This is a genomic window from Nitratireductor sp. ZSWI3, from assembly GCF_024655565.1.
In the GTDB taxonomy this organism is placed as follows: Bacteria; Pseudomonadota; Alphaproteobacteria; order Rhizobiales; family Rhizobiaceae; genus Nitratireductor.
On the sequence record NZ_JANKOF010000020.1, the window covers coordinates 1 to 25,499 of the forward strand.

The 25,499-nt window shown below is 65.1% G+C and carries 25 protein-coding genes; 18 read left to right on the top strand and 7 right to left on the bottom strand.

Annotation, left to right across the window (positions count from 1 at the left end; translation table 11 throughout):
* From NUU27_RS08835 to NUU27_RS08865, 7 genes are all read left to right on the top strand, one after another.
* Window positions 1-169: 2-oxo acid dehydrogenase subunit E2 (locus NUU27_RS08835; RefSeq protein ID WP_257761777.1), on the top strand; the 169-nt coding region annotated here is incomplete at its 5' end.
* Between the two features lie 29 nt (window positions 170-198).
* On the top strand, window positions 199-837 hold the full coding sequence (locus NUU27_RS08840) for an SGNH/GDSL hydrolase family protein (protein WP_257761726.1): 639 nt from the start codon (window positions 199-201) through the stop codon (window positions 835-837).
* 17 nt (window positions 838-854) lie between these two features.
* Window positions 855-1,406, top strand: a complete 552-nt coding sequence (locus tag NUU27_RS08845) for an HdeD family acid-resistance protein (protein ID WP_257761727.1) — start codon at window positions 855-857, stop codon at window positions 1,404-1,406.
* 65 nt (window positions 1,407-1,471) lie between these two features.
* Window positions 1,472-2,917 carry a dihydrolipoyl dehydrogenase gene (lpdA, locus tag NUU27_RS08850; protein WP_257761728.1) on the top strand — a complete coding sequence of 482 codons (1,446 nt, stop codon included), beginning with the start codon at window positions 1,472-1,474 and terminating at the stop codon, window positions 2,915-2,917.
* 73 nt (window positions 2,918-2,990) lie between these two features.
* The gene (locus tag NUU27_RS08855) at window positions 2,991-3,275 is read left to right on the top strand and encodes a GlsB/YeaQ/YmgE family stress response membrane protein (RefSeq protein WP_257761778.1); all 285 of its coding nucleotides are present in this window, start codon (window positions 2,991-2,993) and stop codon (window positions 3,273-3,275) included.
* Between the two features lie 7 nt (window positions 3,276-3,282).
* Window positions 3,283-4,251: a lipoyl synthase gene (gene lipA, locus NUU27_RS08860; RefSeq protein WP_257761729.1), complete on the top strand. Its 969-nt coding sequence runs from the start codon at window positions 3,283-3,285 to the stop codon at window positions 4,249-4,251.
* Window positions 4,252-4,373: 122 nt separating this feature from the next.
* The gene (locus NUU27_RS08865; RefSeq protein ID WP_257761730.1) at window positions 4,374-4,829 is read left to right on the top strand and encodes a type II toxin-antitoxin system RatA family toxin; all 456 of its coding nucleotides are present in this window, start codon (window positions 4,374-4,376) and stop codon (window positions 4,827-4,829) included.
* Between the two features lie 54 nt (window positions 4,830-4,883).
* Here the strand turns inward: NUU27_RS08865 and NUU27_RS08870 are convergent, their stop codons facing one another.
* Both NUU27_RS08870 and NUU27_RS08875 read right to left on the bottom strand, forming a co-directional pair.
* Entirely contained in the window at window positions 4,884-5,375 is a 492-nt protein-coding gene (locus NUU27_RS08870) for a CinA family protein (RefSeq protein WP_257761731.1), read from the bottom strand.
* Window positions 5,372-6,598 (bottom strand): bifunctional 2-C-methyl-D-erythritol 4-phosphate cytidylyltransferase/2-C-methyl-D-erythritol 2,4-cyclodiphosphate synthase, encoded by a 1,227-nt coding sequence (locus NUU27_RS08875; RefSeq protein ID WP_257761732.1) that lies wholly within the window; start codon window positions 6,596-6,598, stop codon window positions 5,372-5,374. The genes NUU27_RS08870 and NUU27_RS08875 overlap by 4 nt, the downstream gene beginning before the upstream one ends.
* A 167-nt stretch (window positions 6,599-6,765) precedes the next feature.
* Here NUU27_RS08875 and dusB point away from each other — a divergent pair, with 167 nt between their 5' ends.
* The 9 genes from dusB to hflX all read left to right on the top strand — a co-directional run bounded on the left by dusB (window position 6,766) and on the right by hflX (window position 18,568).
* A complete protein-coding gene (gene dusB / locus NUU27_RS08880; RefSeq protein WP_257761733.1) occupies window positions 6,766-7,761 on the top strand; it encodes a tRNA dihydrouridine synthase DusB in 996 nt (331 codons plus the stop codon).
* Entirely contained in the window at window positions 7,758-8,903 is a 1,146-nt protein-coding gene (locus NUU27_RS08885) for a nitrogen regulation protein NR(II) (protein WP_257761734.1), read from the top strand. Before dusB ends, NUU27_RS08885 begins: the two co-directional genes overlap by 4 nt.
* Entirely contained in the window at window positions 8,900-10,351 is a 1,452-nt protein-coding gene (gene ntrC, locus NUU27_RS08890; protein WP_257761735.1) for a nitrogen regulation protein NR(I), read from the top strand. The genes NUU27_RS08885 and ntrC overlap by 4 nt, the downstream gene beginning before the upstream one ends.
* A gap of 328 nt (window positions 10,352-10,679) precedes the next feature.
* Complete coding sequence (locus NUU27_RS08895; RefSeq protein ID WP_257761736.1) at window positions 10,680-12,941, top strand: PAS domain-containing sensor histidine kinase; 2,262 nt, start codon at window positions 10,680-10,682, stop codon at window positions 12,939-12,941.
* 3 nt (window positions 12,942-12,944) lie between these two features.
* Window positions 12,945-14,306, top strand: coding sequence for a sigma-54 dependent transcriptional regulator (locus NUU27_RS08900; RefSeq protein WP_257761737.1), 1,362 nt, complete (start codon window positions 12,945-12,947; stop codon window positions 14,304-14,306).
* A gap of 97 nt (window positions 14,307-14,403) precedes the next feature.
* On the top strand, window positions 14,404-15,780 hold the full coding sequence (trkA, locus tag NUU27_RS08905; protein WP_257761738.1) for a Trk system potassium transporter TrkA: 1,377 nt from the start codon (window positions 14,404-14,406) through the stop codon (window positions 15,778-15,780).
* 158 nt (window positions 15,781-15,938) lie between these two features.
* A complete protein-coding gene (locus NUU27_RS08910; protein WP_257761739.1) occupies window positions 15,939-16,805 on the top strand; it encodes a D-amino-acid transaminase in 867 nt (288 codons plus the stop codon).
* 146 nt (window positions 16,806-16,951) lie between these two features.
* Window positions 16,952-17,200, top strand: a complete 249-nt coding sequence (gene hfq, locus NUU27_RS08915; RefSeq protein ID WP_257761740.1) for an RNA chaperone Hfq — start codon at window positions 16,952-16,954, stop codon at window positions 17,198-17,200.
* Window positions 17,201-17,248: 48 nt separating this feature from the next.
* Complete coding sequence (gene hflX, locus NUU27_RS08920) at window positions 17,249-18,568, top strand: GTPase HflX (RefSeq protein WP_257761779.1); 1,320 nt, start codon at window positions 17,249-17,251, stop codon at window positions 18,566-18,568.
* 6 nt (window positions 18,569-18,574) lie between these two features.
* Here hflX and mazG read toward each other — a convergent pair whose 3' ends face one another.
* Together mazG and NUU27_RS08930 are read right to left on the bottom strand one after the other, a co-directional pair.
* Window positions 18,575-19,393, bottom strand: a complete 819-nt coding sequence (mazG, locus tag NUU27_RS08925) for a nucleoside triphosphate pyrophosphohydrolase (RefSeq protein WP_257761741.1) — start codon at window positions 19,391-19,393, stop codon at window positions 18,575-18,577.
* Window positions 19,394-19,564: 171 nt separating this feature from the next.
* Window positions 19,565-20,044: an avidin/streptavidin family protein gene (locus tag NUU27_RS08930; RefSeq protein WP_257761742.1), complete on the bottom strand. Its 480-nt coding sequence runs from the start codon at window positions 20,042-20,044 to the stop codon at window positions 19,565-19,567.
* A gap of 431 nt (window positions 20,045-20,475) precedes the next feature.
* Here NUU27_RS08930 and NUU27_RS08935 point away from each other — a divergent pair, with 431 nt between their 5' ends.
* The gene (locus tag NUU27_RS08935; RefSeq protein WP_257761743.1) at window positions 20,476-20,799 is read left to right on the top strand and encodes an NIPSNAP family protein; all 324 of its coding nucleotides are present in this window, start codon (window positions 20,476-20,478) and stop codon (window positions 20,797-20,799) included.
* 60 nt (window positions 20,800-20,859) lie between these two features.
* Here the strand turns inward: NUU27_RS08935 and NUU27_RS08940 are convergent, their stop codons facing one another.
* The gene (locus NUU27_RS08940; protein WP_257761744.1) at window positions 20,860-21,684 is read right to left on the bottom strand and encodes an IS30 family transposase; all 825 of its coding nucleotides are present in this window, start codon (window positions 21,682-21,684) and stop codon (window positions 20,860-20,862) included.
* A gap of 406 nt (window positions 21,685-22,090) precedes the next feature.
* Here NUU27_RS08940 and NUU27_RS08945 point away from each other — a divergent pair, with 406 nt between their 5' ends.
* Entirely contained in the window at window positions 22,091-23,221 is a 1,131-nt protein-coding gene (locus tag NUU27_RS08945; protein WP_257761745.1) for a polysaccharide biosynthesis/export family protein, read from the top strand.
* Window positions 23,222-23,225: 4 nt separating this feature from the next.
* Here NUU27_RS08945 and NUU27_RS08950 read toward each other — a convergent pair whose 3' ends face one another.
* Entirely contained in the window at window positions 23,226-24,092 is an 867-nt protein-coding gene (locus tag NUU27_RS08950; protein ID WP_257761746.1) for a protein kinase, read from the bottom strand.
* Window positions 24,093-24,121: 29 nt separating this feature from the next.
* Complete coding sequence (gene tagF, locus NUU27_RS08955) at window positions 24,122-25,492, bottom strand: type VI secretion system-associated protein TagF (RefSeq protein WP_257761747.1); 1,371 nt, start codon at window positions 25,490-25,492, stop codon at window positions 24,122-24,124.
* Window positions 25,493-25,499 lie beyond the last annotated feature (7 nt).

Here is a 25,499-nt window from a genome sequence, read left to right on the forward strand (position 1 = left end):
GGGGGCGGGCGAGCAGCGGCCGGTGGTCAAGGACGGCGCGGTGGGCATCGCCACCGTCATGTCGGTGACGCTGTCGACCGACCACCGGGCGGTGGACGGGGCGCTGGGCGCCGAGCTCCTGGCCGCCTTCAAGACCATCGTCGAAAACCCGCTGGCCATGCTGGTGTAGGTTCGGATGCGAACGGTCCGGGGGCGCGCATGAAGACCATCCTGTGCTACGGCGATTCGCTGACATGGGGGTATGATCCGCTCGGCCCCGGACGGCATCCGTTCGAGGACCGCTGGCCGAGCGTCCTGCAGCGCGCACTGGGCGAGGGCGCGCGGGTGATCGCCGAGGGGCTGAACGGCCGGACGACGGCCTTCGACGACTTTGCCGCGGGCGCCGACCGCAACGGTGCGCGCCTCCTGCCGACGCTGCTGACAAGCCATGCACCGCTCGACCTCGTCGTCATCATGCTCGGCACCAACGACATGAAGCCCTTCATCTGCGGCCGGGCGATCGGCGCCAAGCAGGGCATGCGGCGGCTGGTCGACATCGTGCGCCGGCACGACTATCCGACGGAGGGGCCGGCACCGGCGATCCTGCTGGTCGCCCCGCCGCCCTGCGGCGAGACCAACAATCCCGATTTTGCACTGACCTTCGAAGGCGCGCTGGACGAATCGTCGAAGCTGGCGCGTCTTTATGCGCTGCTGGCCGCCGATACGGGCACGGGTTTTTTCGATGCCGGTTCCGTGGCTCATACGAGCCCGCTCGACGGCGTTCATCTCGACGCGCACAACACGCGCGCCATCGGCGCGGGCCTTGCGCCCGTCGTGAGAGACATGCTTGGACTTTGACCAAAGGAGGAATGAGCATGGTGAACACTGGCGCACATCAATCGGTACACGCCTCCTGGGGCTGGCTTGCCCTGCTCGGCGCGATCTCGCTGATCGGCGGGATCCTGGCGCTCGCCAACCCCTTTGCGGCGACGCTGACGGCGGCGCTGCTCGCCGCCTGGACCTTCGTCCTGTTCGGCATCCTGCAGATCGTTCAGGCGTTCCGGGTGCGCGACTGGCCGGGGTTCCTGTGGTCGCTGCTCCTCGGCGTGCTGACGCTCGCCGTCGGGCTTTCCATTCTCGTGCGGCCGGGCGCCGGCATCGTCTCGCTGACGCTGCTCGTGGCGATCATGTTCCTCGTGCTCGGCGTGGTGAAGCTGATGTACGCCTTCGCGCTCCGGCCGATCTCCGGCTGGGTCTGGGTGCTCGTGTCGGGCCTCATCTCGCTGGTGCTCGGCGTCATGATCCTTGCCGACATGCCGTGGTCGGCGGCGGCCGTGCTGGGCATCCTGCTTGCCATCGAACTGTTGTCGAACGGTGTCTTCCTGCTGCTCGTGGCCTTCGGCCTGCGGGCGGCAAGACAGGCCTGAAGATTGTTTCCCCGGGGATGCTCATGCGTCTCCGGGACCTGAATTGACCAAAGGAGAGACCAGCCGTGGCTGAAAACTACGACGTCATCATCATCGGGTCGGGCCCGGGCGGCTATGTCACGGCCGTCCGCTCGGCGCAGCTCGGCTTCAAGACGGCGATCGTCGAACGCGAACATCTGGGTGGCATCTGCCTGAACTGGGGCTGCATCCCGACCAAGGCGCTGCTGCGCTCGGCAGAGATCAAGCACTATGCCGAGAACGGTAAGGATTACGGCCTGACAATCGAGGGCAAGGTGTCGGCCGACGTCGCCGCCGTGGTTGACCGCTCGCGAAAAGTCTCTCTCAGGCTGAACGGCGGCGTCGGTTTCCTGATGAAGAAGAACAAGGTCGACGTGATCTGGGGCGAGGCGAAGCTCTCCAAGCCGGGCGAGGTGGTGGTCTCGAAGCCGGCCAAGAAGGCGATGCAGCCGCAGCCGCCGGAGCCGAAGGGCACCAAGGGGCCGGGCACCTATACGGCCAAGCACGTCATCCTCGCCACCGGCGCGCGGCCGCGTGCCCTGCCGGGCATCGAGCCCGACGGCGACAAGATCTGGACCTATTTCGAGGCGATGGTGCCGAAGACGATGCCGAAATCGCTGGTCGTCATGGGCTCGGGTGCCATCGGCATGGAGTTCGCCTCCTTCTACCGCACCATGGGCGCCGACGTTACGGTGGTCGAACTGATGCCGCAGATCCTGCCGGTGGAGGACGCCGAGGTGTCGAAATTCGCCAAGCGGCAGTTCGAGAAGCAGGGCATCAAGTTCCATCTCGATGCCAAGGTGACGAAGGTCGAGAAGGGCAAGGACGCCATCACCGCGCATGTGGAGATGAAGGATGGCAAGGTCGAGAAGATCACGGCCGAGAAGCTGATCTCCGCCGTCGGCGTGCAGGGCAACATCGAAAATCTCGGCCTCGAGGGGCTCGGCGTGAAGACCGATCGGGGCTGCGTCGTGGTCGACGGCTACGGCCGCACCAACGTTGCCGGCCTCTACGCCATCGGCGACGTGGCGGGCCCGCCCATGCTGGCGCACAAGGCCGAGCATGAAGGCGTCATCTGCGTCGAGAAGATCGCCGGCGTGCCGGGCGTCCACGCGCTCGACAAGGGGCTGATCCCCGGCTGCACCTATTGCCAGCCGCAGGTGGCCTCGGTCGGCCTGACGGAAGAGAAGGCGAAGGCCGCCGGCCGCGACATCCGCGTCGGCCGCTTCCAGTTCGCCGCCAATGGCAAGGCCATCGCGCTCGGCGAGGACCAGGGCTTCGTCAAGACGATTTTTGACAAGAAGACGGGCGAGCTTCTGGGTGCCCACATGATCGGCGCGGAAGTGACGGAGCTGATCCAGGGCTTCGTCGTCGCCATGAACCTTGAGACGACCGAGGAAGAGCTGATGCACACCGTCTTCCCGCATCCGACCCTGTCGGAGATGATGAAGGAGAGCGTGCTCGATGCCTATGGGCGGACGCTGAACGCCTGAGGCGGGCGGCGCCCCCTGTTTCCCCGCACCGTTCTGGACTATATGCGGGGAGCGCGAAACGAGGTCGATGGCGATGGAACAGGGCTATGGGATCATGGGGATGCCGGGAGTGGGCTTTTTCGGCCTGCTGGTGATCGGCTTCCTCGCCGGATACGTGGCCGAGAAAACCATGAACCGCGAACATGGTTTCCTCACCAACATCCTCGTCGGCATTGCCGGCTCCTTCGTCGGCGGCACGCTGGCGGGGCTGGTCGGCATCTCCTTTTATGGTTTTCTGGGCAATCTGGTTGTCGCCATCCTCGGCGCCATCCTGATCCTGTGGATTTTTGGCCGTTCGGAATCCCGCCGGACGCGATAGGACAAACATGGTCACCGTTCTCGACACCGTCAGCAACAAGCCGCGCGTGCGGCACCCGGAAAAGGCGCACCGGCCCGACCAGGAGGTGTTGCGCAAGCCCGAATGGATCCGCGTCAAGGCGCCGACCTCCAAGGGGTATCTGGAAACGCGCGAGATCGTGAAGTCCAACAAGCTGGTGACGGTGTGCGAGGAGGCCGGCTGCCCGAACATCGGCGAGTGCTGGGACAAGAAGCACGCCACCTTCATGATCCTCGGTGAGATCTGCACGCGCGCCTGCGCCTTCTGCAACGTGGCGACGGGCATTCCAGGTCCCGTGGATGCGAACGAGCCCGAGAACGTCGCCAAGGCGGTGCGCGAGATGGGGCTCAATCACGTGGTCATCACCTCGGTCGACCGCGACGACCTCGCCGATGGCGGCGCGCAGCATTTCGCCGACGTGATCGGCGCCATCCGCGCCTCGTCCCCCGGCACGACGATCGAGATCCTGACGCCGGACTTCTTGCGCAAGGACGGGGCAGGGGCGCTGGAGACGGTGGTGGCGGCCAGGCCCGACGTCTTCAACCACAATCTGGAGACCGTGCCGTCGAACTATCTGAAGGTGCGGCCGGGCGCGCGCTACTTCCATTCGCTGCGCCTCCTGCAGCGGGTGAAGGAGCTCGACCCCGGCATGTTCACCAAGTCCGGCATCATGGTCGGGCTCGGCGAGGAGCGCAACGAGGTGCTGCAGCTGATGGATGATCTGCGCTCCGCCGATGTCGACTTCATGACCATCGGCCAGTATCTGCAGCCGACGCGCAAGCATCATCCGGTGAAGGCGTTCGTTACCCCGGAGGAATTCAAGTCCTACGAGACGGTCGCCTACACCAAGGGCTTCCTGATGGTCTCGTCGAGCCCGCTGACGCGTTCCTCGCACCATGCCGGTGACGATTTTGCGAAACTCAAGGCCGCGCGCGAGGCGCGTCTGCAGTCGGCCTAGAGCGGGATGAGGAAAAGTGTGAAACGGTTTTCCGCCCGCATCCCGCTCCAACTTATTGAAAGCGATCGCGTTCATGACTTTGGATTGAATCAATCCAAAGTCATCGCGATCTAAGCGTATCGATGCCGAAATTCGAGACCGTACGCCGTGTCGCCCACGGGCCGGAAGAGATGTTCGCGCTGGTGGCCGACGTGGAGAAATATCCCGAATTTGTGCCCATGTGCGAGGCGCTGAAGGTGCGCACGCGCAGGGAGCGCGACGGGGTGACGCTGCTCGTCGCCGACATGACGGTGGGCTACAAGGCGCTGCGCGAGACCTTCACCAGCCAGGTGACGCTGAAGCCGGCCGAACTGGAGATCGACGTGCGCTATGTCGACGGGCCGTTCCGCTTCCTGAAGAACGAATGGCGCTTCGACCCGGCCGGCGAGGGCGCCTGCGACATCCACTTCTTCATCGAATACGAGTTCAAGAGCCGCATGCTCGGCGCATTGATGGGCGCCATGTTCGACCGGGCGTTCCGGATGTTCTCCGAGGCGTTCGAGCGGCGGGCCGACATGGTTTACGGGGCAGGGGGATAAGGGGCGCCCCGAGCCTGGCATCCAGGCCGGGAGACCTGACGAAAGGTATCGGCGCTACGCCGCCTCCAGCGCCTTGAGCACCATGCGCAGCGCGTGCTCCACCGTGGCGCGGCGGACGCCGGCGCGGTCGAGGCCGGCGAAATGCTGCTTTTCGGCCATCGCAGGCCGGCCTTTGAACGCCAATCCGAACCAGACCAGGCCGACCGGCTTTTCGGGCGAGCCGCCGCCGGGACCGGCGACACCGGTGACGGCGACGGCGATGCCGGCACGCGAATGCGTGAGCGCCCCCGAGGCCATCTCCAGCGCCGTTTGGCGCGACACGGCGCCATGGGCGGCGAGCGTTTCGGCGGAAACGCCGAGCATCTCCATCTTGGCTTGGTTGGAATAGGTCACGAACCCGCGGTCGACCACCGTGGAGGAGCCGGCGATGTCGGTGAGGGCGGCGGCGATCATGCCGCCGGTGCAGGATTCGGCCGTCGCTAGGAGGATGCCGCGCTTTTCGCACGCTTCGAGCACGGCGCGCGACAGGGTCTCGCGGCCGCTCATGCGGGAACCTCGCCCGGATAGATCACGCTGGCCGTGGCGATCGCCGCGATGCCTTCCTCGCGGCCGACGAAGCCCAGCCTTTCGTTGGTCGTCGCCTTGATGGAAACGCGGGTCTCGGCGATGCCCAGCATGGCCGCGATGGCCGCCGTCATGGCGGCGCGGTGCGGGCCGATCTTTGGCGCCTCGCAGATCAGCGTGATGTCGGCGTTGGCGATGCGTCCGCCTGCCTCGCGCACGATCCTTGCCGCGTGCTCGACGAAGATGCGTGAGGCGGCTCCCTTCCACTGCGGGTCCGAGGGAGGGAAATGCGTGCCGATGTCGCCGGCGCCGCAGGTGGCGAGCAGCGCGTCGGTGAGCGCGTGCAGGCCGACATCGGCATCGGAATGACCGGCGAGGCGCTTCGAATGCGGGATCGCCACGCCGCACAGCGTGACGGCATCGCCATCGGTGAAGGAATGGACGTCATAGCCGTTGCCGGTGCGCACGTCCGGAAACGAAGAGGCGCGGGAGAGCCGCTGGTCGGCCAGCGCGATGTCGCGCGCCCAGGTGAGCTTGATGTTGTCGACCGAGCCGGCGACGATGCGCACCGGGATCCGCGCCCATTCGGCGATCGCCGCATCGTCGGTGAAATCGTCGCGCCCGAGGTGAAAGGCGCGGTCATGGGCGGCGGCGATCAGCGCGAAGGGGAAGCCTTGCGGCGTCTGGGCGGCGTGAAGGTCGTGGCGCGGCACCGTCTCCTCGATGTCGCCGGCCGGTCCGGCCCGCTTCAGCGTCTCGGCGACGGGCAGGGCGGGCAACGCCCCCTTGCCCTCCTCGACGGCGTTGATGATGCGGTCTATCAACTCGCGGTCGATGAACGGGCGCACCCCGTCATGAATCAGCACCGTCTGCGGCGCCGGATCATGCAGTGCGAGCAGCGCAAGCCGGGTGGAGGCCTGCCGCGAGGCGCCGCCGTGCAGCGCGATCACCCGGTCGGCAAGGCCGTGCGCCGCTTCGGCGAACAGCGCCTCGTCGTCTGGGTGAATGGCGACGACGACGCGGCCGATGCGGGGATCTGCAAGGAAGGTCTCCAGCGTGTGGCGCAGCACCGGCTTGCCGCCGATCAGGCGGTATTGCTTCGGACCCTCGGCGGACTGGCCGGCGCGCTCGCCGCGCCCGGCGGCGACGATGACGGCGGCGACTTCGCCCGCCTTGCCACCCGCAACGCTCTCCTGCCGTGTCATGTGCTTGTCCATGGGCCAGACGCATAATAAGAGGCGCGTCGAAAGGCCAGCCGAATTTGCAGATTATACCGGCGACCGTCAAAACGTGGTTGCGGGGCGCCGGCAAAATGGCTAAAGAATAAGCAATCAGAATGGGTGCTTGAATTTTGTGCACATCCCCGGTTGACATGCTGTCGCAACCGCTCCGGCTTGGGCCGGTGACCATCCGCAACAGGGTTTTCCTGGCGCCCATGTCCGGCGTCACGGACATCGCCTTCCGAACCCGCGCCCACGCGCATGGCGCCGGGCTCGTGGTCTCCGAAATGGTGGCCAGCGGGGAACTGGCGCGCGGCAGCGCCGAATCGGCCCGGCGGCTGAGGCGGCCCGATATCGACGTGCATATGGTACAGCTCGCCGGACGTGAGGCGCGCTGGATGGGCGAGGCGGCGCGGATCGCGGCCGATCAGGGCGCCGACATCATCGACATCAACATGGGCTGCCCGGCCAAGAAGGTGACGGGCGGTTATTCAGGCTCGGCGCTGATGCGCGAGCCCGACCACGCGCTGAGCCTCATCGAGGCGGTGGTGAGCGCCGTCGACGTGCCGGTGACGGTGAAGATGCGGCTCGGCTGGGACGAAAGCACGCTCAACGCTCCCGCGCTGGCGCGCCGGGCGGAAGAAGCGGGCGTCCGCATGGTGACGATCCACGGCCGCACACGGTGCCAGTTCTACAAGGGCAGGGCCGACTGGCGGGCGATCGCCCGCGTCAAGGAGGCGGTGAGCATCCCCGTCGTCGCCAATGGCGACGTCGCGACGCTGGGGGACGCGCGGCAGATTGTTCAGCAATCGGGCGCCGACGCCATCATGGTTGGCCGCGCCCATTACGGGGCGCCCTGGACGGCCGGTGCGATCGCAGCCGCGGCCGATGGTTCCGCGCGCACCGCGGTGCCGGCTTCGGCGCTCGGCGACTATGTCATCGAGCACTATGAAGCGATGCTCGGGCTCTACGGGATCGAGCATGGGGTGCGGCACGCGCGCAAACATCTCGGCTGGTATCTGGAGCGCCATGCGCCGGGAACATCGCAGGAAGACCGCAAGGCGATCATGACCGGAACGGACCATTGTGTCGTGATCGATCGCCTGCGCGACGTCTTCGAGCGCGGCGAAGGCATGCTGGCCGCATGAGTGGAGACGGGGCGATGATGTCGGAAGCGGCGACCGCGCAGATGCTGCTCAACACGCTCAGGCACCCGGTGGTGATGATCGACGACGATGGCTTCATCGTCCAGGCCAACGCCGAAGCCGAGGATTTCTTCCGCTCGGGCGCCGCCTTCCTGGCGCGCAGCCGCTTGTCGGACTTCGTCCCCTTCGGCAGCCCGTTGATCGCGCTCGTCGAGCAGGTCAGGGCGCAGCGCGTGGCGATCAACGAGTATCGGGTCGACATCTCCTCGCCGCGGCTCGGGCCTGAGCGCATGGTCGACATCCATGCCGCTCCGGTGTCGGAGGTTCCCGGTGCGGTGGCGCTGCTCCTGCAGGAGCGCTCGATGGCCGACAAGATCGACCGGCAGATGGTGCATCGCGGCGCGGCGCGCTCGGTGACCGGCCTCGCCGCCATGCTGGCGCACGAGATCAAGAATCCCCTGGCGGGCATCCGCGGCGCGGCGCAGCTTCTCGAACACGCCGTGACCGACGAGGACCGGGCGCTGACGCGGCTCATCACCGAGGAGACGGATCGCATCGTGGCGCTGGTCGACCGGATGGAGGTGTTTTCCGACGAGCGGCCCGTGGAGCGCGCGCCGATCAACATCCATCTGGTGCTCGATCACGTCAAGGCGGCCGCGAAGAACGGATTTGCGAGGAAAATCAGCATATTGGAGGAATATGATCCATCATTGCCTCCGGTCTGGGCGAACCGCGACCAGCTCGTCCAGGTGTTCCTGAACCTGGTGAAGAACGCCGCCGAGGCGATCGGGGACCGGGACGATGGCGAGATCCGGCTGACCACGGCCTTCCGGCCGGGCATCCGCCTGTCGGTGCCGGGCTCGGTGGACCGCGTGGCGCTGCCGCTCGAGTTCTGCGTCTACGACAACGGGCCGGGGATCCCCGAGGACATGCGGCCGATCATCTTCGATCCCTTCGTCACCTCCAAGCAGAACGGCTCCGGCTTGGGCTTGGCGCTGGTGGCGAAGATCGTCGGCGCGCATGGCGGGGTCATCGAATGCGAATCGTCGGGCCAGCGCGGCACCATGTTCCGCATCCTGATGCCGGCCTGGCGCGAAGCGCGCCGCGGCGTGATCCATTCCGACGAAGAGGACGCTTCATCATGAAGAGCGGCAGCATTCTCGTCGCCGACGACGACGCGGCGATCCGCACCGTCTTGAACCAGGCATTGTCGCGCGCCGGGCACGAGGTGCGCGTCACCTCCAACGTGGAGACGCTGTGGCGCTGGGTTTCGGCGGGCGAGGGGGATCTCGTCATTACAGATGTCGTGATGCCCGACGGCAATGCGTTCGACCTCCTGCCGCGCATCCGCAAGGCGCGGCCAGACCTGCCGGTCATCGCCATGAGCGCGCAGAACACGTTCATGACGGCGATCCGCGCTTCCGAGGTCGGCGCCTACGATTATCTGCCGAAGCCGTTCGACCTGACGGAGCTCGTCAACATCGTCGGGCGAGCCCTGTCGGAGCCGAAGTCGGGCCAGAAGGAGGCGCCGAGCCCCGAGGCGCCCGACACGCTGCCGCTGATCGGCCGCTCGGCCGCCATGCAGGAGATCTACCGGCTCCTGGCGCGCATGATGCAGACCGACCTGACCGTGATGATCAGCGGCGAATCGGGCACCGGCAAGGAGCTGGTGGCGCGCGCCCTGCACGAATATGGCCGCCGCCGGAAGGGGCCGTTCGTGGCCATCAACATGGCGGCCATCCCGCGCGACCTGATCGAATCGGAGCTGTTCGGCCACGAGAAGGGGGCTTTCACGGGCGCGCAGGCGCGCTCCTTCGGCCGCTTCGAGCAGGCCGAGGGCGGCACGCTGTTCCTCGACGAGATCGGCGACATGCCGATGGAGGCGCAGACGCGGCTGCTGCGCGTGCTCCAGCAGGGCGAGTACACGACGGTGGGCGGCCGCACGCCGATCCGCACCGACGTGCGCATCGTGGCGGCGACCAACAAGGATCCACGCATGCTGATCGACCAGGGCCTGTTCCGCGAGGACCTGTTCTACCGGCTGAACGTGGTGCCGCTGCGCCTGCCGCCGCTGCGCGAGCGGGCCGAGGACATTCCCGACCTGGTGCGCCATTTCTTTGCCCGCGCGCAGAAGGAGGGCCTGCAGGCCAAGCGCATCAGCCCCGACGGGCTGACCCGCATGAAGCACTATCGTTGGCCCGGCAACGTGCGCGAGCTGGAGAATCTGGTGCGCAGGCTTGCCGCGCTCTACCCGCAGGACGAGATCTCCGCCGAGGTCATTGAGCAGGAACTGCGCGCGGCGGGCTCGATGCGCGGAGCGGGCGAGCCGGAGCCGGCGCCGGAGAACGCGACGCTGGAACAGACGGTCGAGCAGCACCTGCAGCGCTATTTCGCGCAATTCGGCGATCAGCTTCCGCCGGCGGGGCTCTACCAGCGCATCCTCGCCGAGATCGAGCAGCCGCTGCTGATCGCCGCGCTGACGGCGACTGGCGGCAACCAGCTCAAGGCCGCCGACCTCCTGGGGCTCAACCGGAACACGCTGCGCAAGAAGATCCGCGAGTACAGGATCAACATCTATCGCGGCGCCGGTTGAGCGGCGGCCGCCGAATCATGCGGTCCCCGCTCGGGCGCAGCGGTCCAGGACGCCTTGCCCGCAGGGGTGGCAGGAGGACGCTGTAAGTCTTTCGAACCTGCGCGTCGTGCTTTCCGAAAATCGATTCCGATTTTCGAGCCGATGCGCTAGCTTGCAAAACCACCACATCCCCAGATTGCCCCAGCATTGCCGCATTGTTCGGTGATGGAACTGTTGCTCGGAGGCTACAGTCGTTGCATATATGCAACGATTCCTAGAGTAAAGCCGCAGCTGTGCGCCGGAATGGATGCACGGGGCTGTAGGCCGTTCGGGGACGTTTGTCGGGGTGATGGTGAGCTTGTCGGAAAGTTCCACAGTTGAGCCGCTTGCCGCTGCGCCTGCAAAGCGCGGCCGCTCGGCGGCGCTTTATCTCGGCATCGCGGCCGCCGTCGGCGCGCTGGTGACGGCGGCGGTCTCGTTCGCCGTGCTCCTGGGCCTCACGCCATTGACGCCCGACGCCAACACCACCCTGCTGCTGATCGCCATCAATCTCGGCTTCATCCTGCTTCTGCTCGGCCTGATCGCGGCGGAGGGCCTGCGCATCTATCGCAGCCGGCAGGGCGCGCGCGCCGCCTCGCGGCTCCATGTGCGCATCATCCTGATGTTCTCCCTGGTGGCGGCGATCCCGGCCATCCTCGTCGCCGTGATCGCCTCGGTGACGCTGGAGCTCGGCCTCGACCGCTGGTTCGAGATCCGCACCAAGGTGATCATCTATTCCTCGCTGTCGATCGCCGACGCCTATGTGCAGCAGAATGCGCGCAGCCTGCAGGGGACGACCGAGAGCATGGCGGTGCGCCTCGACCAGGCGCGCACGCTCTACAATCTCGATCGCTATGGGTTCCGCGATTTCATGACCCGGCAGGCGGTGCTGCGCGGACTGGCCGACGCCGAGCTGGTGCGCGAGGACGGCTCGGTGATCATGAGCGCGCAAATGACGGAGGATATTCCGCTGCCGCGGCCGGAGAAGGCGGCCATGGACATCGCCAACCGTTCGGAGATCGCCTTCAAGGAAATCGGCGGCACCAACCTCGTCACCGCCGTCTACAAGCTGCAGGAAATCCCCGACGCCTATCTCTATACCGGCGCGCTGCTCGATCCGGAGGTCTTGAAGGCGCGCCAGATCGTCCGCTCCAACACGGATGAATACCGTTCGCTGGAGGACAATCGCGGCAACACGCAGCTCGCCTTCGCGCTGCTTTACCTGGTGGTGACGCTGGCGATCGTGCTGGCGGCGATCTGGACCGGCATCGCGGTGGCCGACCGGCTGGTGCGCCCGATCCGGCAACTGATCGGCGCCGCCGGCGCCGTCTCGACCGGCAATCTCGACGTTTCCGTGCCGGTGCGCGCCTCGGACGGCGATGTCGGGCTGCTCGGCGACACGTTCAACCAGATGACGCAGCAGCTCAAATCGCAGCGCGACGAGCTGATCGCCGCCAAGGACATGATCGACGAGCGCCGCCGCTTCACCGAAGCGGTCCTGTCCGGGGTCAGTGCCGGCGTGATCGGCGTCGATGCGCAGGGCACGGTCGCCATGGTCAACCGGTCGGCGGAGGCAATGCTCGGCATTTCGGCGCGCAGCGCCGTCGCCAAGAACCTGTCGGTCGTGCTGCCGCATGTGGGGCGTGTGTTCGAGACCGGCCGCAAATCGGGCAGGCCGGTCTACCGCGAGCAGGCGACCTTTTATCGCGGCGGCGTCGAGCGCACCTTCAACATCCAGATCACCACGGAGGAGGGCGTCAACGAGGCGGACGAGCATTCCTACGTGGTCACCGTGGACGACATCACGGACCTGATGCAGGCGCAGCGCTCGATGGCCTGGGCGGACGTGGCGCGGCGCATCGCCCACGAGATCAAGAATCCGCTGACGCCGATCCAGCTTTCGGCGGAGCGCATCCGCCGCCGTTTCGGCAAGGTGATCGAGCAGGACCGCGATATCTTCGACCAGTGCACCGACACGATCATCCGCCAGGTCGGCGACATCGGCCGCATGGTGGACGAGTTCTCGGCCTTCGCGCGGATGCCGAAGCCCGACATCCAGCTTCTCGACCTGCGCGAGCCGCTGCGCGAGGCTTCGTTCCTGGTCGAGGTGGCGCGCAACGAGATCGCCTTCGAACGCGATTTCTCCAACGCGCCGTTGATGGGCCGCTTCGATGCGCGCCTGATGGGCCAGGCCTTCGGCAACGTGATCAAGAACGCCGCCGAGGCGATCGAGGCGGCCGAACGCACCCATGGCCAGCCGGGTGCGATCCGCGTGGTGGCGCGCCGGTCCGGCCGCTTCATCGAGGTGGAGGTGATGGACAACGGCAAGGGGCTGCCGCGCGACAACCGGCAAAGGCTGCTCGAGCCCTATATGACGACGCGCGAGAAAGGCACCGGGCTCGGCCTCGCCATCGTCAAGAAAATCATCGAGGACCATGGCGGAAGGCTGGAGCTGCATGACGCTCCGGCGGATTTCCACGGTGGTGTCGGTGCAATGATCCGAATGATCCTTCCCGCCGCCCAGCAGGCCGAAAAGGTCGCGGACGGCGCTGCAGAGACGACGAAAAGGTAGAACATGGCGTCCGATATCCTGATCGTAGACGACGAGGAAGACATCCGCGAACTCGTGGCCGGGATCCTGAGCGACGAGGGACACGAGGCGCGCACCGCTCATGACAGCGACAGCGCTCTTGCCGCCATCACCGAGCGCGTGCCGCGCCTGATCCTGCTCGACATCTGGCTGCAGGGCTCGAAGCTCGACGGGCTGGCCCTGCTGGACAAGATCAAGGAAATCTATCCGGATCTGCCGGTGGTGATGATTTCCGGCCACGGCAACATCGAAACGGCGGTGTCGGCGATCAAGCGCGGTGCCTATGACTTCATCGAGAAGCCGTTCAAGACCGATCGGCTGATCCTGATCTGCGAGCGCGCGCTGGAGATCTCCAAGTTGAAACGGGAGATGACGGATCTGAAGAAGCGCAGCGGCGCCTCCTTCGACCTGGTGGGACAGTCGGCGGCGCTGAACCAGTTGCGGCAGACGATCGAGCGCGTCGCACCGACCAACAGCCGCATCATGCTGATGGGCCCCTCGGGCTCCGGCAAGGAGCTGGTGGCGCGCGCCATCCACGCCGCATCGGCGCGCAAGACCGGGCCGTTCGTGACGCTCAACGCCGCCGCGATCACCCCGGAGCGCATGGAAATCGAGCTCTTCGGCACCGAATCGAACGGCAACGAGCGCAAGATCGGCGCATTGGAGGAGGCCCATGGCGGCGTTCTCTATCTGGACGAGGTGGCCGACATGCCGATCGGCACGCAGAGCAAGATCCTGCGCGTGCTGGTCGACCAGCAGTTCGAACGCGTCGGCGGCACGCGCCGCGTGAAGGTCGATGTGCGCATCATCTCCTCGACGGCGCAGAACGTGGAATCGCTGATCGCCGAAAATCGCTTCCGCGAGGATCTGTTCCACCGCCTCGCCGTGGTGCCGGTGGCCGTTCCGCCGCTGGCCGAACGGCGCGAGGACATCCCGCTGCTCGTCGACCATTTCATGCACCAGATCGGCGAGCAGGCGGGCATCAAGCCGCGGCCGCTCGGCAACGACGCGATGGCGGTGCTGCAGGCGCACAACTGGCCGGGCAATGTGCGCCAGCTGCGCAACAACGTCGAACGGCTGATGATCCTGACGCGCGGCGACGGCCCCGACACGCCGATCACCGCCGATCTGCTGCCGGCCGAGATCGGCGACGTGATGCCGCGTCTGCCGACGCAATCCGACCAGCACATCATGGCGCTGCCTTTGCGCGAGGCCCGCGAGATGTTCGAGAAGGAATATCTGCTGGCGCAGATCAACCGCTTCGGCGGCAACATCTCGCGGACGGCCGAGTTCGTCGGCATGGAGCGCTCGGCGCTGCACAGGAAGCTGAAGTCCCTCGGGGTGTAGGGCACGCGCCGGCATTTCCTCCCTGTTCCCTTGCCCCCGAAAAAGGGCTAGAGCAGTGCCATTGCCAGGACCCCGTGCGCGGGGCAGGGAGTGAACGATGAAGGTCATCATTTGTGGCGCCGGCCAGGTCGGCTACGGCATTGCCGAGCGTCTCGCCTCCGAACAGAACGACGTCTCGGTGATCGATACGGCGCCCGAGTTGATCCGTGCCGTGCGCGACACGCTCGACGTGCGCGGTTTCGTCGGCCACGGCGCCCATCCGGACGTGCTGGCCGCCGCCGGCGCCAGCGAGGCGGACATGATCATCGCCGTCACCCTGTTCGACGAGGTCAACATGGTGGCCTGCCAGGTGGCCCATTCGCTGTTCAACGTGCCGACCAAGATCGCCCGCATCCGCTCGCAGTCCTATCTGCAGGCGCACTACATGGACCTGTTTTCGCGCGATCACCTGCCGATCGACGTCATCATCTCGCCCGAGGTCGAGGTCGGCGAGATGGTCATGCGGCGCATAGCATTGCCCGGCGCGACCGATGTGGTGCGTTTTGCCGACGACCACGTGGCGATGGTGGCGATCGAATGCCTCGAGGAATGCCCGGTCATCAACACGCCGCTGTCGCAGCTTACCGAGCTTTTTCCGGACCTTCCGTCCACCGTGGTCGGCGTTTCGCGCGGCGAAAAGCTGTTCATTCCGCATTCCCGCGACCAGCTCGTGGCGGGCGATCTCGCGTATGTGGTGACGACGCGCGAGCAGGTGCGCCGCACGCTCGGGCTGTTCGGCCATGAGGAGCGCGAGGCGACACGCATCGTGATCGCCGGCGGCGGCAACATCGGCCTCTATGTGGCGCGCGCCATGGAGAAGAAGCAGAGCCGCACCAAGGTCAAGATCATCGAGAGCACGCGCGAGCGCGCCGTGGCGCTGGCCGACAAGCTGCGCCGCACCGTGGTGCTGCACGGCAGCGCGCTCGACCAGAAGCTGCTGCTCGAGGCCGATATCCAGCATGCCGATCTGATGGTGGCGCTGACCAATGACGATCAGGTGAACATCCTGTCGAGCGTGATCGCCAAGCGGCTCGGCTGCCGCTCCAACCTCGTCCTGATCAACAACCCGACCTATCACGATTTCGCAAAGACGCTCGGCATCGACGCGCATGTGAACCCGCGCTCGGTGACCATCTCCAAGGTTTTGCAGCATGTGCGCCGCGGACGCATCCGGGCCGTTCACAACATCCAGAAGGGTGCTGCCGAGGTCATCGAGGCGGAGGCGCTGGAAACGTCGCCGCTGGTCGGCCCGCCGCTGAGCGAGGTGGAGATTCCCGACGGGATGCGCATCGGCGCCGTCTATCGCGACGGCGCGGTGATCAAGCCGAGCGGCTCGCTGCGAATCAAGCCCAAGGACCGGGTCGTCATCTTCGCGCTGGAAAGCGCCGTGCGCCAGGTGGAGCAGATGTTCCGCGTGAGCCTTGAGTTCTTCTGAGACGCGCCGCGGGACCGGCGCTTGGCCCAGCCTCAAACACGCTGTGTGCGACTTGAAAATCCGGCCGCTGCGCTGCAATACAGGCTGGAGGCCTTTTCGCATGCCTTTTCCGGAGCCGGCCCGTCCGGGCCGTTGCGCCAGCATAATGGAGATTTGAAATGCCACGCATTGCCTATGTGAACGGGCGCTACGTCCGGCACGCCGCCGCCGCAGTCCATGTGGAGGATCGGGGCTATCAGCTCGCGGACGGCGTCTACGAGGTGTGCGAGATCGCCCGGGGCTTCATCATCGACGAGACGGGGCATCTCGACCGGCTCGACCGTTCGCTCAGGGAATTGCGCATGGACTGGCCGCTCGACCGCAGGGCCCTGCAACTCGTCATGCGCGAGGTGGTGCGCCGCAACCATGTGGTCAACGGCCTGGTCTATCTGCAAGTCACACGCGGCGTCGCGCCGCGCGATCACGCTTTTCCCACCAAGCCGGTGCGGCCGGCGCTGGTGGTGACGGCGAAGCGGATGGACCCGCGCGCCGCGCAGAAGAAGGCGGACAAGGGGATGAGCGTGATCACCGTTCCCGAGAACCGCTGGGAGCGCGTCGACATCAAGACCATCGGCCTGCTGCCGAATGTCCTGGCGCGGCAGGCGGCGATCGAGGCGGGTGCGCAGGAGGCCTGGTTCGTCGATCCCGACGGCACGGTGAAGGAGGGCGCCTCGACCAACGCATGGATCGTCACCGCCGACGGAACGCTGGTGACGCGCCCGGCGGATTTCGGAATCCTGCGGGGAATCACGCGCGGCACGGTGATGAAGGTGGCCGACAGCCTCGGTCTTGCGGTCGAGGAGCGGACCTTCACGGTCGAGGAGGCGCAGGAGGCCCGCGAGGCCTTCGTCACCAGCGCCACGTCGCTTGTGACGCCCGTGGTCAGCATCGACGGCAAGCCCGTCGCCAACGGCCATCCGGGCTCCGTCGCCCGCTCGCTGAGGGATGCATTTTTTGCGATTGCGGAAAAAAGTCCTAGCTGTTAACCAACGGGCATGGTGGTGGCGGCCAGCACGACCGAATTACCGGGGCCAACTGTGTGTGCGCCTTCTGTCAGGTGATTCTTGACAGAAGCGTGTGATATTTGCGCTACTGGCTGCCTTGAGGCAGCGAATGGGTGAAAGACCAAGAAATGGCGGAACGATCTCAAAACCTGCAGGACCTGTTCCTGAATACCGTTCGCAAGAGCAAGAACCCCCTGACGATCTTTCTCATCAACGGTGTCAAACTGACGGGCATTGTCACATCCTTCGATAATTTCTGCGTGCTTCTGCGCCGCGACGGCCATTCGCAGCTTGTCTACAAGCATGCGATCTCGACGATCATGCCGAGCCAGCCCGTACAGCTCTACGAAGCCGAGGACAACAATCGGGAATCCTGATTGGGCGAGCCACGCAAGCCGGAGGGCAAGGGGCAGACAGGTGAGGGGATGACGCGCGCGGCAGCACCCACGCGCGCCGTCGTGATCACGCCCGTCCTTGCCGCGGAACGACGCGCCGCCGAAAGGGGGGCGGTCGTGCGCGCGCCGGAAGCGCGCTCCGAGGAAGCCGTCGGTCTTGCCGAGGCGATCGATCTCGACGTGGTCTTGGCCGACATCGTGCCGGTGAGCGCACCACGTCCGGCGACGCTGATCGGCACCGGAAAGCTCGAGGAACTGGCGGGGCGCGTCGCCGAGGCGGAGGCCGAGGTGGTCATTATCGATCATCCGCTGACGCCCGTGCAGCAGCGCAACCTGGAAAAGGCGCTGGACGCCAAGGTGCTCGACCGCACCGGCCTCATTCTCGAAATCTTCGGCCGCCGCGCCCGCACCAAGGAAGGTAGGCTGCAGGTCGATCTCGCGCATCTCGAATATCAGCGCGGTCGGCTCGTGCGCAGCTGGACGCACCTCGAACGGCAGCGCGGCGGCGGCGGCTTCATGGGCGGCCCCGGCGAAACGCAGATCGAAGCCGACCGGCGCCTGCTGCAGGACCGGATCGTGCGCCTGAAGCGCGAGCTCGAGACCGTGCGGCGCACCCGCGATCTGCACCGTTCCAAGCGGCGCAAGGTGCCGTTCCCGATCGTCGCCATCGTCGGCTACACCAATGCCGGCAAGTCGACCCTGTTCAACCGGCTGACGGGTGCCGAGGTGATGGCCGAGGACATGCTCTTTGCCACGCTGGACCCGACGCTCAGGCGCGTGCAGTTGCCGCACGGGACGACGGTGATCCTGTCCGACACGGTCGGCTTCATCTCGGACCTGCCGACCCATCTGGTGGCGGCGTTCCGGGCGACGCTGGAAGAGGTGGTGGAGGCCGATCTCATTATCCACCTGCGCGACATTTCCGATCCCGATTCGAGCGCCCAGGCGAGCGACGTCGCTGCGATCCTTGGCGATCTCGGCGTCGACGCGGCCGACAAGAAGCGCGTCCTGGAGGTGCTGAACAAGGTCGACAATCTGGGCGAGGAGCAGCGCCAAGCGCTGCTGGAGGCTGCCCGTGGGCCGGAGGCACCGATCGCCATCTCGGCGGTGACGGGCGAGGGGATCGCCGGCCTTTTGTCGACGGTGGAGGAGCGCATCTCCGGCGATCTGGCACCGGTGACGCTCAGGCTGTCGCCGCAGCAGATGCCGCTTCTCGACTGGATCTACCGGCACGGCGACGTGACCGAACGGGCCGACAACGAGGACGGCAGCATCACCGTGACCGTGCGCGCGACGGATATGGCCCGGCGAGAGATCAGTGAGAAATTACTAAATAATAACAGATGGTAGAAGTCGTTACTTCAACGACTTTGCCTGCTGCCACAGCGCCTCCATGTCGGCCAGGCTCGCTTCTTCCAGCGAGCGTCCGGCCGCGTTCAGGGCGCGCTCGACATGGCCGAAGCGCTTGCGGAACTTGTCGTTGGCGGCGGCCAGGGACGCTTCGGGATCGTGCCCCAGATGGCGGCCGAGATTGGCGAGTGCGAAGAGCAGGTCGCCGTATTCCTCGGCCACATGGGCGTCGTCGCCGCTGGTGATGGCCTGGCGCAGCTCGCCGATCTCCTCCTCGATCTTGTCGAGAACGGGCCCGGCTTCGCCCCAGTCGAAGCCGACGCGCGCGGCGCGCTGCTGCAGCTTCAGGGCGCGCATCAAGGCGGGCAGGGCGCGGGGAACCTCGTCAAGATGGGCCGGCTTTTCCGCCGTCGGCTGATGGGCGGCGCGCCGGGCCTGGCGCTCGGCTTTCTCGTCGGCCTTGATCTTGTCCCACATGCCCTTCGCCATTCCCTTGCCGCGCGCTGCGGCGTCGCCGAAGACATGAGGATGGCGGCGGATCATCTTGGCGGTGATGGCCTGAACGACGTCGCCGAAGGCGAAGTGCTGCTTCTCCTCGGCCATGCGGGCATGGAAGACGACCTGCAGCAGGAGATCGCCCAGTTCCTCGCGCAGATCGTCCATGTCGCCGCGCTCGATGGCATCGGCCACCTCGTAGGCTTCCTCGATCGTGTAGGGCGCGATGGAGGCGAAATCCTGCTCGACATCCCAAGGGCAGCCGGTTCCGGGCGTGCGCAGGGCCGCCATGATCTCCAGCAGTCTGGCAATGTCGGTCGATGGCTGCATGGTGCTGTCCTTCCCGGATTGGCGGCGATCGGCGGCTTGAGCCGCCGATACTGTGCCTGTGATATCATGGATCGACAGCGGAGCCAGCCGGCACGAGAATCGTCCCCAGGCTTCCTCGATGGCCGAGCGCAACCGACATGCTGCGCTCGGCGAAGGTCGGCATTTTGCGGATCATTTCTTCATCGGCTTGTCGCCGGTGGCCGGCGCCATGTAGGTGAAGACATCGCTGCCGCTTTCGATGGCGGGACCCGATCCGCCTTCGTAGGAAAGGTTCCATTGGGTGACGATTTCCAGTGAGCCGTCACCGGTGCTGCCCGCATAACCTGACCAGCCGGTGGCCGAGTTGCAGTTTTCCGAGCCGTTGGACCAGGCCACCGAAAAGGCGATGAAATTGCCGTTCACCCGGCCGGAGACGGGATAGGGCGAATTCTGGCAGCCGGTGCCCTGGGCGTGGTTGACGTAATGGCCGGAGACTTCTCCGGTCGTGCTCACCGAGATTGTCATGGTGGAGCCGTACTCGTTGACCCAGCTGGTCGACGTGGCGACCAGGCTGGAAAAGCCGTCGAACGAGGCCGGATCGAACGGCTCCAGCGCCGAAGCCGGGACGGTGAGGACGAGAGCGAAGCCGATGACGACAGGAATGCGAACCATGGCGGAGTCCTCCATTAGCCTTGCCATGAGGTTTTGCGAAATCCGATGTCGATGTGGCTGGAGAGGCTGCAGGAACATGGGTTCCGACATGCAGTCTGACACCGGACGGCAACGCCGTAAAGCGGGAACCGGCCGGGCATCGAACGCCCAGCGCCGCAACAGCGCCACGCGTCCTGTCAGACGCCTCCGTGTGTGACTTCTAATGTAAATGCAACAAGGGCTTAAACGCCATCCTAGGGCAGGGAGGTCAGCCCCCGGTCAGGTGTGCTGGTCGGGGTTGCTAAGCCTGTCCGGGGGCGGATGGTGACACGGTTAAAGAAGGTCTGCTACGCGGACAAAGCTGACCACGCCATGCCGAGCTGTTGCAGATTGGAGGCAGTGGGCTACATTGCCGTTCAATCTGCCCCTCAGCCCCTATAAAGGAAGCCACATTGATCACGTGTTATGTTCGGTACGAACTAAATCCCGCAAAAATCGTCGAATTCGAAGAGTATGCGCGGATGTGGATTCCGTTGGTAGAAAAATTCGGCGGAATTCACCATGGGTATTATCTGCCTCATGAGAGCGCAAACGATCTCGCGGTTTGTCTGTTTTCCTTCCAATCGCTAGCGGACTACGAAGTCTATCGAACGAAGAGCTTAACGGATCCCGAGTGTCAAGCAGCCTTTGAATTTGCGGAGAACATGGATTGCATCAGAAGATATGACCGGCATTTTCTGCGCCCACTCGCTGGAACTGATAGAAACATCCTTTAGCCATCAGGTCGTCCAGTGGGAAGCGGGCATTTTTTCATTCCCGGATAGGGCTCGAAGCCGTCATTTGGTCACTTCGCGTCTGAACACTTCAGCAGGAGTGTAAAAACTAAGGCACTTCCTCGGCGTGTTATTCAACCGGTCGATCAGTGACCGTATCTCTCCTTCAGGGACTGACAAAACAGCGGTATCCCGCGGCAGATAACGCCGGATCCGTCGGTTCATGTTCTCAACGGAGCCTTTCTGCCAGGGTGCCGACGGATCGCAGAACCAGGCATCCGTTCCCATACCTTGCTTGAGCCGTCGCCAGGAGACGAATTCAAAGCCGCGATCGAATGTCAGACTTTGCCGGGCATGCCTGGGCAGGGGACCGAGTACATTGATAAGCCGGTCCATGATCGGTTTGGATTGCCGTTCATTGTTCTTGAACAGTACGGTGAACCGGCTGGTCCGCTCAACGACCGTCGCGACATTGGCGTCTCCGTGCACCCTCTGAAAGATCATTAAATCAGCCTCCCAGTGGCCAAATTCCTTGCGTTCGTTGATGATTTTCGGTCGATGCTTGATTGAGCGCGCTTCCGGAAAAACCGGATTCTGCGGCTTGCGTGCGTATCTTGGTCGGCGCTCTTCCAGCTTTCCAATCACTGCGGTCCGCAGATCCTCGCGCCGAAAGAGCCTGCCGACACGCCGCCGCCGGTCGCGCGCCATATCGTTGGCGGTCATCGCCCAGTAGCCATAGGCATCGGGGAACTCACGGTCGTGCCAATAGTTGCGCCTGATCTCCCGGGAGATCGTCGCACGGTCACGGCCGAGGCGTCTGGCGATCTCTGACTGGCTGCATTTCTGCTCCCGCATCCGGGAAATCGTTTTGCGTTCTTCAAAACTCAAAACATCGCTCCCGAAAAGCAGGCAGCTTAGCGCCTTTGTTGCAGTTCGGGATAGAATGTGCCGTGGCTGAACATCAAAGTCGCATAAGATAGATTATGGAACTTATTGGTGGTTCGCGTGTGTTGCTTTCCGGCTCCAAACCGCAGTTTTCCATGTCGCCGCTTTCGGCGAAAGTTTGCGGTTAGTGTTGTTGCCATTCATCGGCAATCAGAATGTCTGGAAAGTCCGCATGTGCGCCTCACCGATGGATTCAGCAAACGCAAAGTCATACGCCTAGTGGTTGCAAATATGACACAACTATAAGGTAACTACCCGATGGTGTGAACAATGGCTGGAACGTGCTTGCCCGCCATAAAGCCAGTGGTTAATCCGGAACCTGACGATGCGGAAACCTTCAGGAGGAGCGATGCGGCGGATTGCAGCCATCTTGGTCGTTGGTCTTTTGAGTGCATGCGGCAGCCCGTCGGCCGGACCGACCGTCGGCGACATCACCTCAGCCACACTTCCAAATTCCAGCGAGCGCATCCCCGTCATCAATCTGATGGATGCCCCGATCGATTTTCCGGCGACCGCCACCGCCTACCAGGCGACCGATCACGGGCTCAGCCGGTTTCGGTCCGGCGGCAGCATGGATTCGCGCTTGCGGCGCGGCGACGTGATCGAGGTCACGATCCTCGACACCGGCGAGGACGGCCTATTTTCCGCGACAGACAGCAAGACGCTCAATCTTGGCCGTTTCACCATCGACGAAGGCGGGTTCGTCAATCTGCCTTTCGTCGGCCGCCAGCGTGTCATCGATTCGACGCCTGAGGGATTGCAGAACCGAATCGTCAGCAAGCTGCGCAGCTCGTCGGTCAATCCGCAGGCGGTGGTCACCGTGGTCGAAAAGCCCACCAGCAGTGTGACCGTCAACGGCAAGGTGCGTTCCGCAGGGCGTTTCCCGCTCACCAGCAACCGCGAACGGGTGCTCGATGCGCTGGCGCTTGCCGGCGGTGCGGAAGGCGCGCCGGGGTCCACCACCGTCACGCTCGTGCGCGGCCAGCACCGCGCCAGCACGACGCTGGATCGCATCCTGAATGAGGAAAGCCAGAACATCCGGCTTATGCCTGAGGACCAGCTTTTCATCGACGGCGACGCGGCAAGCTTCACGGCCTTCGGTGCTTTCAAGAGCACCGGCGAATTCCAGTTCGAACCGGGCAAGATGACGCTGGCGCAGGCTGTGGGCCGAGCCGGTGGCCTGCTGGACGACCAGGCGAATGCACGCCACGTCTATCTGATGCGCAACCAGCCGGTTCACTCCAATGTCGCCGCCGCTTCAGCGGGCAAGAACCCGGGAGCTCCCTTTATTACCACGAAGCCGGTCGTCTATCGCGTGGACATGAAAGAAGTGGCAAACCTTCTGCTCATGCAGAAGTTCCAGATGCGCGACGGCGACCTGCTGGTCGCGACCAACGCGATGATGGTAGATGCGGCGAAGCTGATGACGGTGTTCCAGAAGAGCCAGGCCTTGCCCGCCGCTGCGCCTCCAGGCAACTGATCGCTCAGGCTGCGCCCAGCCTGGCGAGGGCATCACGTGCAGTGATGCCCTTCCCTTCTTGAAGCATTGCCGCGATTTCCCGCAGTGCCGATGATCCGCCTTCCGAAGCGAGACGCTCCAGCATCAGCGCAACGATCTTGCCGGCCGCGCGCAGATCACGTTCAGGGTTCGCGGTCCGGTTCTCGTCGTCGAAGCCTGGCGTACCGCCCCTTCGGATACCCAGAGAAGCAAGGCTTTCGTTTGCTTCGAGTGCGATGCCGAAATCCGCGATTTTGAGCGCGGGATCATCCCCTTTTGTAAGCAGCAGATTTTGCGGCGATATGTCGGCGTGGACGAGCCCCGCTTCGTGGATTGCGGCAAGGCCACCAAGAAGGCCGGAGACGATCCGGCGCAGGGCCGTCGCGCCGATTGGGCCGCCGCTTCTCAATAGATTGGCGATGCTTCCGCCGCCCATCCATTCCATCACGAGTGCGGGACGCCCGTCCGACAGGCGCAACAGCACGTCGGCGGCGACGATCGCGGGATGGCGCAGGCGCTGCATGATGCGCGCCTCGCGCAGGATGAAACCGGCTGAGACAACATCGGCAGCATTATCGGGCACAAGCGTCTTCATAGCGTGGTGTGTGCCGAGATCGCGATGGCGCAGGCGATGCATTTGGACGCGGTCGCCCGCATGGACGACGCCCTCGTCCCAGAAGCTGTTCGCGATGAGATCGCACCCGTCGTCACCGGCCAAGTCGGAGACGTGGCGGTCGAGTGCGGAACGCACCTGATCGAGAAGAAACTGGACGTCTGTTTGCGAGCGGGGAACGCCCTCATGCAAGCGCACGGCCCGCCAGAGCTCGGCATAGCGGGAGGCGACGACATCCATGCCGGGCGGGAGGCCCTCCCCCGCAACGTTCATTGTGCCAGCTCAACGCCGAGCACGATGGCGCTGACATTTTCCCGGGTTCCGGCAATCAGGCTCTCCTGAACGAGGGTCGACGCGGCCTCTGCCACCGGCGTCGCGGCGACGATGCCGGCGATCGTGCGCTCATCGAGGACACGCGTCAGGGGCGCGCTGCATAGAAGCAGCCGGTCGCCGCTTTGAAAGGTATCGACCACCACGTCCGGGACGAGTTGCCGCATTCCGCCGACGCTGCGCGAGAGCCGCCGATGCAAGCCGACCTCGACATGATCTCGCGTCAATGCCCGCATCGTGCCGTCGCGCATCAGATAGCAGCGCGCATCGCCGGCCCAGATGACGGCGAAATCTTCGCCGAGGCCAGCGAGCGCGACCACGCTTGCACGGGGCTCATCCACATCGGCCATCGAAACCTGAAGCAGGCCCTGCGCACGGCCAAGCTTCCCCTTCACCTCCTGGACGAGATTGGCGAGCGTCTCCTGCGCAACCGTTGCCGACAGCGCGTTTACCACCGTCTTGGCAGCCTCCTTGGCGCGAATGTCGTCGCCGATCCCATCGGCGACGACCAGAAGGCTCGGGCTCCGCGAGACAAGAAGCGCATCGCCGTTCACCGCGTGGCGCGTGCCAGGATGCGTGGCATAGCTGCGCTCGTGAACCGGCGTCTTGCGTGGCGCTTCAGGGACGACCGCCACCGCCGTCTCGACCGAGGCAGGCCCCTCCTCTCCCGTGGAATCGGCGGCGGTCGGACGCCCTATCTCCAGCAGCTTCATGAAATCGGCGGGCGTTGGCGCACCGTCGGTGCTGAAGCCCTGGACCTTGCGGGTCTCGGGTGAGATCGTCCACCACAGGGTCGAATGCGCGAAGCGCGACGAGCCCTGCTGCCCGCGATCCTCGGCATCCCGCGCGTGAGGCAGCCGCAGGCGCTTGATTGCGGCCGGAAAGCCGGTGAGATCGAACTCGTCGGTCAGAGAGGTCTCGGCCAGCGCCTCGGCGGCCGTGAACCAGGTGCTGTCGAAACAGAGCTGTCGTGGATCCTCGCGATAGTCGCCGAGTTGGGCGGCAACAACCAGGGGAAACTGACGACCGACACGATCCGCATTCGGCAACAGCACGCCGACATGCGTCGCAGGCCCCCAAAGGCCGCGCGGGACGACGAAGCGCCATATCGGCATCGTCTCGAACCGGTCTTTCCATCGCGGGCCGAGCACTTCACGGCTCATCTCCATCCCCGCCTGCAGCCAGAGGTCGAGGGCTTCCCGGAAGGCGGGACTGACACCTGAGGCGACAAAATCGCCGTGGCTCGGCACCTTGCCGAAGAAGCCGATCCTGTCGGATGCTGTCCCGATGCTCGCTTCGCGCTGGTTCATGACAATC